This is a genomic window from Mesorhizobium tamadayense (genome assembly GCF_003863365.1).
Taxonomy (GTDB): Bacteria; Pseudomonadota; Alphaproteobacteria; order Rhizobiales; family Rhizobiaceae; genus Mesorhizobium; species Mesorhizobium tamadayense.
The window spans coordinates 1-265 of sequence record NZ_RQXT01000293.1; the positions used below are offsets into that span (position 1 = coordinate 1).

1 pseudogene is annotated in these 265 nt (G+C 56.6%); it reads left to right on the top strand.

Annotated features, from left to right (window positions below):
• Window positions 1-265, top strand: a pseudogene (locus EH240_RS37710) (oxidoreductase); the annotation flags it as partial.

The window sequence follows — 265 nt, forward strand, 5'->3', positions numbered from 1 at the left end:
CACAGAGAGCCAGTTCGGTATAGGCACGCGCCGGGAGGGTTTTCCCTGGAATCTGTCCGGCACCTATGTCCAAGCGATTCCGCATGTCTATTCGATTGATGCGGACGGCAATGAGCACCACTTCCTTGCCCAGTACTATCGCAGCACACAGGAGATGGCCTCCAACCTGTTCCGCAAGGGTTATCAATGGCCATTTCATGCCACGCGGATGCTCGATTTCGGCTCGAGTCTCGTCGATCTTGCGATCTATCGCGAGTCCGCAGCG